General features: G+C 61.3%; 10 protein-coding genes. 6 read left to right on the top strand and 4 right to left on the bottom strand.

Annotated elements, in window-relative coordinates:
• Positions 1–6: 6 nt before the first annotated feature.
• Together B3E91_RS18065 and B3E91_RS18060 are read left to right on the top strand one after the other, a co-directional pair.
• Positions 7–768, top strand: a complete 762-nt coding sequence (locus B3E91_RS18065; RefSeq protein WP_287030815.1) for a hypothetical protein — start codon at positions 7–9, stop codon at positions 766–768.
• An 11-nt stretch (positions 769–779) separates the two neighbouring features.
• Positions 780–1673: a glycosyltransferase gene (locus tag B3E91_RS18060; RefSeq protein WP_287030814.1), complete on the top strand. Its 894-nt coding sequence runs from the start codon at positions 780–782 to the stop codon at positions 1671–1673.
• A gap of 4 nt (positions 1674–1677) precedes the next feature.
• On the opposite strand, the gene B3E91_RS18055 is transcribed toward B3E91_RS18060, so the two are convergent.
• A complete protein-coding gene (locus B3E91_RS18055) occupies positions 1678–2307 on the bottom strand; it encodes a phosphotransferase (RefSeq protein WP_282340519.1) in 630 nt (209 codons plus the stop codon).
• 100 nt (positions 2308–2407) lie between these two features.
• Between B3E91_RS18055 and msbA the strand changes: the two genes are divergently transcribed.
• From msbA to hldE, 4 genes are all read left to right on the top strand, one after another.
• Entirely contained in the window at positions 2408–4216 is a 1809-nt protein-coding gene (msbA, locus tag B3E91_RS18050) for a lipid A export permease/ATP-binding protein MsbA (protein ID WP_414708297.1), read from the top strand.
• 78 nt (positions 4217–4294) lie between these two features.
• Positions 4295–5086, top strand: coding sequence for a glycosyltransferase family 2 protein (locus tag B3E91_RS18045; RefSeq protein ID WP_287030813.1), 792 nt, complete (start codon positions 4295–4297; stop codon positions 5084–5086).
• 53 nt (positions 5087–5139) lie between these two features.
• Complete coding sequence (locus B3E91_RS18040) at positions 5140–6348, top strand: O-antigen ligase family protein (RefSeq protein ID WP_287030812.1); 1209 nt, start codon at positions 5140–5142, stop codon at positions 6346–6348.
• A 172-nt stretch (positions 6349–6520) separates the two neighbouring features.
• A complete protein-coding gene (gene hldE, locus B3E91_RS18035; protein WP_282340526.1) occupies positions 6521–7942 on the top strand; it encodes a bifunctional D-glycero-beta-D-manno-heptose-7-phosphate kinase/D-glycero-beta-D-manno-heptose 1-phosphate adenylyltransferase HldE in 1422 nt (473 codons plus the stop codon).
• A gap of 141 nt (positions 7943–8083) precedes the next feature.
• Here the strand turns inward: hldE and B3E91_RS18030 are convergent, their stop codons facing one another.
• The 3 genes from B3E91_RS18030 to B3E91_RS18020 all read right to left on the bottom strand — a co-directional run.
• Positions 8084–8992 carry a metal ABC transporter ATPase gene (locus B3E91_RS18030; RefSeq protein ID WP_287030811.1) on the bottom strand — a complete coding sequence of 303 codons (909 nt, stop codon included), beginning with the start codon at positions 8990–8992 and terminating at the stop codon, positions 8084–8086.
• A 42-nt stretch (positions 8993–9034) separates the two neighbouring features.
• Positions 9035–9844, bottom strand: a complete 810-nt coding sequence (locus B3E91_RS18025) for an aldo/keto reductase (RefSeq protein ID WP_287030810.1) — start codon at positions 9842–9844, stop codon at positions 9035–9037.
• On the bottom strand, positions 9841–10910 hold a 1070-nt coding region (locus B3E91_RS18020; RefSeq protein WP_287030809.1), incomplete at its 5' end, for an FAD-dependent oxidoreductase. The genes B3E91_RS18025 and B3E91_RS18020, both read right to left, overlap by 4 nt.

Below are 10910 nucleotides of genomic sequence, written 5' to 3'. Positions count from 1 at the left end.
AGTTGTATGCCTTGCGATAAGGTTCGTATCGTTTCGCTGTACTGGAATAATGTCAGGCCTGATCTGGTTTCGGCCCAGGCTCGTGTCTTCAACTTTTTTGGCCACACAGTAGAACAGCAAAATCTGCATGGGGTCGATCACGGCGCCTGGATGGAGAAGATACTAGACTCGGCGGCCGATGATGAGGTAGTCATTATCGTTGATATTGACTGCATTCCCTTGTCAGCTGACGCGGTAGGGCGTGCCATAAGGGTGGCGCAAGATGGGGCGATATTCGGGTGCGCTCAATCGGCGAATCATATCGATCATCGATTCATCTATGCGGCTCCGATGTTCCTCGCTCTTACTGGGCGAACCTGGCGCTTACTGGATACTCCCCCTCTAAAAGCCAGTGAACAGTATGACGTTGCTGGAAGATTGTCCGCCGTTGCCCGCCAACGAGGTGTCCCGGTAGAACTGGCCTATCCGACGTGCTCTGCCGTACCTCTGTGGTTGCTGGGTGATACGTCGACTTACGGCCTGTTCACCATCTTCGAAGGGCAATACCTGCATTTGTTTGAGTCTCGAAATACGGCTGTGGTGCAGTCCTTCGTTGCTTTGGCGAATTCCCTGGTGGCTGATGGCGAGTTGTTCGACTATCGCCCCTTTGTTCTTCGTTGCAACCAGGAAAGCCACGAGCAATATGCCAAAAAATACTTCCTCAAACACAGCTTCTCCGGGAAGCTCAAGCGAGAGTGGGCGCGTTTGAGGAAGCGGGTTGGATGCTAGGCGGGCATGACGTGAGCGATCTGCCTTTGGTGTCCGTCATCATCCCCTGTTACAACCATGGGCGCTATTTAAGTTCCTCAATAGCATCGGTGCTTGCTCAGGATTATCCTCGCATCGAGTTGATTGTGGTCAACGACGGTTCCCAGGACGATAGTCTTGAGGTCATGCGGAATCTTCAAGCGAGCCACGGGTTTCTGGTGATAGACCAACCCAATGGAGGCGTTACCTTGGCCTCTGAAGCGGGTTGTAAGGTTGCCAGTGGCGAGTACGTGGTGATATTCGATGCTGACGATGTGATGCCTTCTTATCGGATCAGCAAACAAGTTGATTTTTTAGAGAGGCATCCTGATGTCGGCTGTTGCGGAGGGAACTTCGTTTATATTGATGGTGAGGGTCGAGAGATTGCGGGTGCTCCTGTAAAACGCTTTGGTATTTATGGTTTCCACGAGCTATTTAGTGTTGAAGATCTTTGGGTAGGTGGACCCACGTCGATGTATCGTCGTAAGGCAATGCTCGAGGTAGGTGGTTTCGATTTATCCCTGGATATTCAGGATTTGCAAATGGAGTTGAAAATAGCGCATGCGGGGTACGATGTTGCGATTTTAGAAGATATGCTTTCTTACTATAGAAGGCACTCGGAGAATAAATCTTCTAAATACCAGGAAAATTTTTATATCTGTTTAAGGTTGATTGATGCGTATCGACAGGAGTCGGGGTATCGGCTGGCGTATCAGGCGTTGGTCAATAGCGCATTGAAGCGGGCAGTCAAGGAAGATTTGGCGTTTGCTGCAGCCTTATTCAGGATGTTGCCGCTGCGGGACTGGAATCGAAAGACGTTCAAACGATTCCGTAAGTACGTATGGGTGAATTGTGTCTCACGATTGACGGATAGGCGGTCCGCCTAAGACGTCACTCGTTAAAGAACTCTTCCTGATCAGATATTTCCTTATATCCTCTCTTCAGGTCGTCGATGTTCTCTTCGAATAGCCATCGGCGATCCTCCTCATAACGCTGCATGTGTTTGAGGTTTCTTCTTCGCTTCCAGAGCGAAAGCCGTTTTCGCTCGAGGCGCATGTCCGCGAAATCGATGAGCCCTAGCCGTAGGTCTGGCAACAACAATACGTTGCCCAGATGCAGTGATCGGAAGTAGACCCCGGCTTCATGGAGTTGCGCCAGTAATTGACCGAAGCGGTTGGCAAGATCCCGCCTTTGGGGCGGGGCAACACTGTTCATCGCCTGCCTTAGCGTTATGCCGGGAAGTCCCTTGTAACGAACGGCTGTGCGTTTGGGGCTGGACAGGCGGTACACCCCGACGATCTCCGGAACGGGCACGCCAAGCGCGCTGAGGGCGTAGGCATTGTCAGCGAAGCGCTGGGCGTAAGGCCTGAAAGCCTCCGAAGAAATCAGGTGTTTACGTCTGAAAAGCTTGAGGAAATCTCCGGTAGCCAGCCTCATCACCTTGGGCCCGTGGCCGTCAGCTTCGAGTACCTCAGCGCCTGACGTGAGGGTTTGATAGGCGATGGCGCTCATGGGCAGCATGGTGTGTTCCGACGAGATCATGTCCGCGGATTCTAACGAGTGTTTAGGCCCGTGTCCTTCGATGGTATAGTCTCTTTTTCCTTTCCGTCAGCAGTGGCCAATGACCGACTCAACAAGCAAATCTAATACAATGTCCAGTTTCAGGCTGTATATGCGCCTGCTGAGTTATGTGCGTCGTTATTGGGTGATGTTTGCTGTAAGTATGTTGGGTTACATTATTTTTGCGTCCACTCAACCGATGATGGCCGGACTGTTGAAGTACTTCGTGGATGGAATTGCCCATCCTGAAAAAAACATTACGCAGTTGCCTATTCTTGGCGAGATGCAGTTGCTTTATGCGGTTCCGCTTGCATTGTTGCTCATTACGGTATGGCAAGGCATAGGTTCTTTTTTGGGGGGGTATTATCTTGCTCGAGTTGCTCTTGGACTTGTCCAGGATCTGCGTGTAGCGCTGTTCAATAACCTGCTTACGTTGCCCAATCGATATTTCGACAACCATGCATCCGGGCACCTTATCTCGCGGATTACCTATAACGTCAGCATGGTTACTGGTGCGGCGACAGACGCGCTGAAAGTGATGGTCAGGGAAGGTCTTACCGTTGTTTTCCTGTTCGGCTATCTGGTGTGGATGAACTGGAAACTGACACTGGTCATGGTCGCCATCCTTCCGGTCATTGCGCTGATGGTGCGCACGTCCAGCCGCAAGTTTCGTAGCCAGAGTCGAAAAATCCAGGGGGCAATGGGCGAGGTGACGCATGTCACGTCCGAAACCATTCAGGGCTACCGGGTGGTCCGCAGCTTTGGCGGCGAACGCTATGAAAGCGAGCGATTCCTGGCGGCCAGCGAAGACAACATGCGCAAGCAGCTGCGGATGACGCGGACCTCGGCGATCTACACCCCAAGCCTCCAGTTCGTCACCTACAGCGCAATGGCCTTGCTCATGTTCCTGGTGTTGTTCCTTCGCGGAGACTCTACGGTTGGTGACCTGGTGGCCTACATCACCGCGGCAGGCCTGCTTCCCAAGCCGATTCGCCAGCTTTCGGAGGTCAGCTCGACCATCCAGAAGGGCCTTGCAGGTGCGGAGAGCATCTTCGATCAACTCGACGAGGCGCCAGAGAAGGACGAGGGGACGGTAGAGAAAGAGCGCGTCAGCGGCGCGCTGGAAGTTCGCAATCTCAGCTTCACGTATCCGGGGACGGAAAAACTGATCCTCGACGACATCAGCTTTCGCGTCGAGCCGGGGCAGATGGTTGCTCTGGTGGGCCGCTCCGGGAGCGGTAAGTCCACGCTCGCCAACCTGATTCCGCGCTTCTACCAGGGTGAGCCCGGCGCGATCCTGCTCGACGATGTGCCGGTCGAAGCGTATCGCTTGCGCAACCTGCGCAAGCATATCGCGCTGGTTACTCAGAACGTCACGCTGTTCAACGACACCGTTGCGAACAATATCGCCTACGGCGATCTGTCCACGGCGCCACGGGAGGCCGTCGTACGTGCAGCGGAAGATGCGTACGCCAAGGAGTTCATCGATCAGCTTCCACAGGGCTTCGATACCCTGGTCGGTGAGAACGGCGTGCTGTTGTCCGGTGGCCAGCGTCAGCGCCTCGCCATCGCCCGTGCCTTGCTCAAGGATGCCCCGGTACTGATTCTCGACGAGGCGACCTCCGCGCTGGATACGGAGTCCGAGCGGCATATCCAGGCCGCTCTGGATGAAGTGATGAAGGGGCGCACCACCTTGGTTATCGCGCATCGGCTGTCTACCATCGAGAAGGCCGACACCATTCTGGTGATGGACGCGGGCCGCATCGTGGAGCGCGGCTCGCACCAGCAGTTGCTGGATGCCAATGGCTACTACGCCAAGTTGCATGACAAGTTCGAAGAGCTCGCTCGGGATGAGCAGTCCTCACACTGATGGTTTTCTGCGTGTTTCTGCCGTATCAGGTTCGGGTTCGATAATCATGTTGCCGCGCCTTAATCGGACTTTTGCCTCATGAAATTTAGCGGTGACAGCGACATCACCCTGGTAGTAACCAGCTGCGGACGTTTCGATCTTCTCGCCAGGACGCTGGAAACCTTCGATGCGTTCAATACCGCGCCGATCAACCAGGTAATCATCACGGAAGACTCGGGAAGTGATGCGGTGGCTGACGCATTACCTGCTCATTGGAAGGAGCACACGAAAATTTTCGTCAATCGACCGAAGATTGGTCAGCTTGCATCCATCGATCTGGCCTATGGGGCGGTGAAAACACCCTTCATTTTCCATTGTGAGGACGATTGGGAGTTCTATCGCCCTGGTTTCGTCGAGGCGTCCAGGGCGATTCTCGAGCAGATGCCTTCCGTGCTCGTCGTCTGGTTGCGAAGCTTTGCCCATGACGTCCGCATCAGTTACCCCTTTCATTCGCTGGGCGAGCGCTACGTCATCGACGGGGAGGCGTGTTCACGGCTGCTGTCGAGCAATCCTTCGTGGCAGGGGTTCACCTTCAATCCCGGCTTGCGTCGTCTGCAGGACTATCGCCCCCAGGCTCCCTTCGCCCGTTTCGAGTCCTCGGCAGCGGGTGAGTCGGGCCTGTCCAGGGCCTATGCGGAGCAGCAGTTTTTCGCGGTCATACTGGAATCGGACGCCGTCCTGCATATCGGCGGAGAAAACCACGTCTGGAACCCGCAGGACGCTCTCAAGAAGAAGAGAAAGTTGCTGCGCAGGGTGGCGCGAGTGATGGTGGCGCTAGCAATTCTTGGCATCGGTGCATTGATCGGCGCTGCCGTCTGCGGGTTCGACTGATGCCTATCGCGTTGACGTCCCGGGTCTTCGATGTGGCCCAACGGTGCCGGTTGTTGCTCATCCTGCTGTCCTTTTTCGCATTGCTGGTCGGCCGTTTCTACTGGTATGGAGAGACCACCTCCTGGGCCGCCTTCATCCGCGCCTCGCTGTTCGCTGCCCTGCTATTGGCGCTGGCGGAATGGAAAAGCATCCGCCCCTTTTTGCAGGGCAATGCCTTTGCATTTGTTCTGCTGGGCTTCATGGCGTACTTGGCGGCCAACAGCATTTGTCTGGGCGATGGCAAGACGGCCCGCAGGGTGGCATTGCTCATTGCATTGCTGGTTGCGGTGAGGTGCGTTGTAAGCAAGGCGCCCGGAGCGATGAGGGGCCTGTTGATGCTGATGGTGGTGGTGTCGGCTGGGGTGGCACTCTTCAGCATTTTCAACCTGCACGCGGCGGGCATGCTCAATTTCGAGTATCGCAGGGGAAGTATCGAAGGCTCTGGCGTTCAGGGCTTCGCAGAATTCGAAAACAGCATTCTGGCGGCCCTCGAACTCGGTTTTTCCTGCGTGACGGCCTGCTGGCTTCTACTGCAGGCGAGAGGCCGTTGGCTGCAGATGTTGCTCCTGTGCTGTGCGCTGGCCGTCGCCGCCTACATCTACCTGACCTATGGACGGACGGGATGGCTGGCCACCCTCGCGGGCTGCGGCATCGTGATGCTTTTCGGCGTCGAGCCTCGGCAGAGAGGGCGTCTGCTACTCGCGGGCTTGGCGGTCGGTATCGTCGTAGTGGTGGTTTTCCATGAGCGCCTCGCCTACGAACTGTTCAACCGACAGCTGACCAATCGCGACGAGATATGGGCGATGGTGCTGGACCTGATGCCGGACCACTGGCTATTCGGCCATGGCGCCGACACCAGCCTTAGCCGAATGCTGGGCCATCGCCCGTTGGGTGGCGGGAAGCCCGTCCTGATCGCGCACGCCCACAGCATCTACATGGAAGTGCTGTTCAACTACGGGTTGGTTGGCCTGAGCGGCTTCGTTTCAGTGCTGCTTTTTGCCGGGAACCGACTCTGGGCACAACGGAAAGAGCCACTGGCGCTGTTCTGGCTTGCGGTGTTGGTCGGCGGTGCGCTGGGGATGCTGTTCGATTTCAGCTCCTTCGTATCCACGCCCAATCTTCTGTGGCTATGGTTCTGGTTGCCGGTCGCCTGGGCTTTTGCGTTGTCGGGAGCGGTGCAGCATCACCAGATAACGGCGCCGTTAGCCGAGCCCCAGGCGTGAAAGAGAAACTCTGAAAAATCGCGGCGTTTTCTTCTGAAGGAAGTAGCGCCGCCGATACGTTCCCCTTGCTGAAACCCGAGACCCCTGCGGCGCCGCGCCAGGCGGCTGTGCGGGATGCCACCTCGGCCCGCCATGTTATTATCCGCGCCGATTTCGCTGTCCGGAGTTACCCATGAAGCTGTCCATGCCCCGTTTCGATCAGGCCCCGGTATTGGTGGTCGGTGATGTCATGCTCGACCGCTATTGGCATGGCGGCACGTCGCGGATTTCTCCGGAGGCGCCTGTCCCCGTCGTGCGCGTCGACCAGATCGAGGATCGTCCGGGTGGCGCGGCCAACGTCGCGCTGAACATCGCAGCGCTCGGCGCGCCGGCGTTTCTCGTCGGTGTGACCGGCGAGGATGAGGCCGCGCAGAGTCTGGGCGACAGCCTGGCAGCGGCCAAGGTCTCGGCGCATTTCCAGCGCATCGCGCACCAGCCGACCATCGTCAAGCTGCGCGTGCTCAGCCGTCATCAGCAGTTGCTGCGGATGGACTTCGAGGAACCGTTCGAGACCGATGCGGCGGCGATGGCGCTGGAGGTCGAGCGCCTGCTGGCCGGGGTGCGTGTGCTGGTGCTTTCCGACTACGGCAAGGGCGCGTTGAAGAACCACCAGGTGCTGATCCAGGCGGCGCGCGCGCGCGGGATACCGGTGCTGGCGGATCCGAAAGGCAAGAATTTCGAGATATACCGCGGCGCCACGCTGATCACGCCGAACCTGGTGGAGTTCGAGGCGATCGTCGGCGCCTGCCCGGACGAGGCCGATCTGGTTGCCAAGGGCGCGCAGTTGATGAGTGATCTCGAACTCGGCGCCTTGCTGGTTACTCGCGGCGAGCATGGCATGACGCTTCTGCGCCCGGATCAGCCGCCGCTGCACCTGCCGGCGCGTGCGCGGGAGGTGTTCGACGTCACCGGCGCGGGCGACACGGTGATTTCCACCCTGGCCGCCGCGCTGGCGGCGGGCGAGGCGCTTCCCCAGGCGGTGGCGTTGGCCAATCTGGCGGCGGGCATCGTGGTCGGCAAACTGGGCACGGCGGCGATCAGCGCCCCCGAGTTGCGCCGGGCGGTTCAGCGCGAAGAGGGTTCGGAGCGCGGCGTCCTGGGTCTCGAACAGTTGCAGTTGGCGATGGAGGACGCGCGCGCCCACGGCGAGAAGATCGTTTTCACCAACGGCTGCTTCGACATCCTCCATGCGGGGCACGTGACCTACCTGGAACAGGCCCGCGCGCAGGGCGATCGGTTGGTCGTCGCGGTCAACGACGACGCCTCGGTCAGTCGTCTGAAAGGGCCTGGCCGTCCGATCAACTCGGTGGATCGGCGGATGGCCGTGCTGGCCGGCCTGGGCGCGGTGGACTGGGTGGTCAGCTTTGCCGAAGACACTCCGGAAAACCTGCTCGAACAGCTCAAGCCGGACGTGCTGGTCAAGGGCGGCGACTACGGCATCGAGGGCGTGGTCGGCGCCTCCATCGTCAAGGCCTATGGCGGCGAGGTGCGGGTGCTCGGCCTGGTGGAGAACAGCTCCACCACCGCCATCGTCGAGAAAATCCGCAGCCGCTAGAGGCTGGCGTCCGAGCGGGTCTTCGATCCGGCCCGATGCCGAACCCGGCGAGCCATCCGTCAATGGCGCCGGAGTGCTCGACCTCATCGATCTTCCTGCTTTGGCTCTAGCGCTTTCACATGTGCCGAGGCGGCGGGCGTCTCAACCCTGCTCTTTCGCCGGCTGCGGCGTCGCCGCGACGTTCTGTCGGGCCAGCCAGTCTTTCCATGGGGTGCGCTCGTCGCGTACCAGCCAGCCTTCCTGCGGCGCGAAGCTTTCGGCCAGCCACAGTCCGCGGGTGCTCACCGGCAGCAACACGCCGCGCTTGAGGCGCAGCAGCTCGCCGGTCGGGCGGCGCTGGTTCAGCGCCACCAGGTAGATATCGCCCCGTGAGCGATCCAGGCGCGAGACCAGCGTGCCTTCTTCGAGCACTTCGTCGACGTGGAACAGGCTCGGCAGGCGCGTCTCCTTGGGCAGGTCCAGGCGCATGTCGTAGACCAGTTGCAGCGACGCGGTGGGCAGGTGTACGTAGGCGCGCGGGCGCTCGAGCAGGCGCAGGTTGCCGCACTGCACCGGGCGCGCGGCACCCGATAGCGGGCTGAGGCGGAAATGCGCCAGTTCGCGATAACGCAGCACGCTCTGGTAGGGCGTCGGCAGCCAGGTATCGCCGAACCGCCCGGCGAGCCAGCCGTCGGGCGTTTCCAGCAGGCACTCTTCGGCGACTTCGTTGATCGCGGTGAGCAGCGGCAGGTTCAGTTCGTGGGCCGGCACGTAGCCGGAGATCAGCTTGAGCACCACGTCGCCGCGGTCGTGGCGGCGCTGGCGCACCAGAATCCAGTACTCGCGACCTTGCCAGCTCAGCGTCAGGCGCACCGAGACGCCGAGGTTGGCCAGCTCGGCCGAGAACCGCTGGCCGTCGTCGATCTGCAGCGGCCGCCGGCGTTCGAGCATCTGGGTGAAGTTGAGCGGCATCCCCAGGCTACGGTAGCTGAGCCCGTCGGGGGTGGCTTCGACCAGCAGCGGCAGGGTCTTGAAGGAGCTCGGGTCCTTGCGGGCGAGGGTGCGCGGCATCTTGACTCCTTGGCAGGTCGGCGCCGCTGGGGCGGCTTGTTGTTATCCGGCTATCACCGTTGCGGCGGTCGCCACGTTATGCGACAGGTGCAGCGGATCGATGGTTCCTACGATGGCGCCGGTGACGCCGGGGTGCGAAAACAGCAGCTCGAAGCTGGCGCGCACCGGGTCGACGCCCGCGCCGAGGCAGGCATGGCCGCTGGCCAGCGCCTTCTTCACCAGGATCGCCTTGCCCAACTCGGCGGCGCGGTCGAGCACCGGGCGCTCGCCCTGCTCGGCGAGATTGTAGGTGACCATCGCGCAGTCGCCCTGCTCAAGCGCCAGCAGGCCGCCCTCGACGGTTTTGCCGGACAGTCCGAAGGCGCGGATCTTGCCCTCGCGCTTGAAGTCGGCCAGCGCCTCGTAGAGTCCACTGTCGCGCAGGATCGCGATGTCGTTGCCGTCCGAGTGGATCAGCAGCAGGTCGATGAAGTCGGTCTCCAGGCGCTGCAGGCTGCGTTCGAGCGAGCGACGCGCGTGCGCCGGGGTGAAGTCGAAGTGCGACTGGCCGCCGTCGAATTCCTCGCCGACCTTGCTGACGATCACCCAGTCGTTGCGCTGGCCGCGCAGCAGCGGGCCGAGGCGTTCCTCGCTGCGCCCGTAGGCCGGCGCCGTATCGATGAGGTTGATGCCCAGGTGGCGGGCCAGCGCGAGCAGTTGTCGTGCTTCGGCGTCGTCCGGGATGCGGAAGCCGCTGGGGTATTTGACGCCCTGGTCGCGGCCCAGCTTCACCGTGCCCAGGCCGAGCGGCGACACCGTCAGGCCGGTGCTGCCGAGGGGGCGATGCAGGCCGTGCAGGGTCGCGACGCTCATTCGAACAGTTCCTCCCACACCGGCTGGCCGAGCGGCGGGCGCGGCAGGGTTTCGGCGGCGGATTTCTCGCCGGGCTTGATACCGTCGCGCTCGAGGGCGACGAACACGCGATCGGCGAAGTCCGGCGCCAGCGCCAGCTTGGTTGGCCAGCCGACGAGAAGCTTGCCCTGTTCGGCGAGGAAGGCGTTGTCGGGGCGCGTCAGCCCGGATTGTTGCGGCTCGGCGCGCTCCACCCGCAGGGTTGCCCATTGCGCCTGCGACAGGTCGATCCAGGGCAACAGGTCGTGCAGCTCCTTCTGCGCCGCGCCGATCTGCGCGGCTTCGTCGCGCGCCACGCCGTCGGCCTCGGCGAGGTCGCCGCCCAGGTACCAGACCCACTGGCCGTCGGCGGCCGGATGGCTGGTGACGGTCACGCGCGGCTTGCTGCCGCCGCCCAGGCAATGCGCGTAGAGCGGTTTCAGCGTGGGCGCCTTGACCAGCACCATGTGCAGCGGGCGGCGCTGCATCGCCGGCTGGGCGAGGTTCAGGCGGGCGAGCAGGTCCTGGTTGCCGGCGCCGGCGATGAACACCACGCGCTGCGCGCGGATTTCCCGCTCGTCGACCCTCAGGCCCACCAGTTGGCCGTTCTCTTCGAGGGGAGCGACCTGCTGGCCGGCCAGCAGGCTGTCGCCGGCGAGCTCAGCCAGTCGCGCGATCAGGCTCGGCACGTCGAGGACCAGTTCGGCGAGGCGGTAGACCTTGCCCTTGAACCTGGGATGCTGCAGCGCCGGCGGTAGTTGCTCGCCCTTTACCTGGTCGACGCGGCCACGCACCGCCTTGCTGGCGAAGAAGCTGGTGAGGTTGCCCGCCAGGGTGCCGGGCGACCACAGGTAATGCGCCTCGGACAGCACGCGCACGCCGGCGAGGTCCAGTTCGCCGCTGCCGGACAGCGCCTCACGCCAGCGCCGCGGCATGTCGGCGATGGCTTCGGAGGCGCCGGTCAGCGCGCCATGCAGCGCGTACTTGGCGCCGCCGTGGATGATGCCCTGGGACTTCAGGCTCTGCCCGCCGCCGAGCGCGCCGCTTT

Origin of the sequence: Pseudomonas sp. UBA6310 (assembly GCF_002438225.1) — a bacterium.
GTDB lineage: Bacteria > Pseudomonadota > Gammaproteobacteria > Pseudomonadales > Pseudomonadaceae > Pseudomonas_O > Pseudomonas_O kuykendallii.
Note: the sequence above shows the minus strand (reverse complement) of the source record. Positions and strands in the feature narration are given on the sequence as shown.

Coding starts and splice junctions, on each gene's coding strand:
- B3E91_RS18065 (WP_287030815.1), top strand. CDS start 7: ATGCCTTGCGATAAGGTTCGTATCGTTTCGCTGTACTGGAATAATGTC.
- B3E91_RS18055 (WP_282340519.1), bottom strand. CDS start 2,307: ATGCTGCCCATGAGCGCCATCGCCTATCAAACCCTCACGTCAGGCGCT.
- msbA (WP_414708297.1), top strand. CDS start 2,408: ATGACCGACTCAACAAGCAAATCTAATACAATGTCCAGTTTCAGGCTG.
- B3E91_RS18045 (WP_287030813.1), top strand. CDS start 4,295: ATGAAATTTAGCGGTGACAGCGACATCACCCTGGTAGTAACCAGCTGC.
- hldE (WP_282340526.1), top strand. CDS start 6,521: ATGAAGCTGTCCATGCCCCGTTTCGATCAGGCCCCGGTATTGGTGGTC.
- B3E91_RS18030 (WP_287030811.1), bottom strand. CDS start 8,992: ATGCCGCGCACCCTCGCCCGCAAGGACCCGAGCTCCTTCAAGACCCTG.
- B3E91_RS18025 (WP_287030810.1), bottom strand. CDS start 9,844: ATGAGCGTCGCGACCCTGCACGGCCTGCATCGCCCCCTCGGCAGCACC.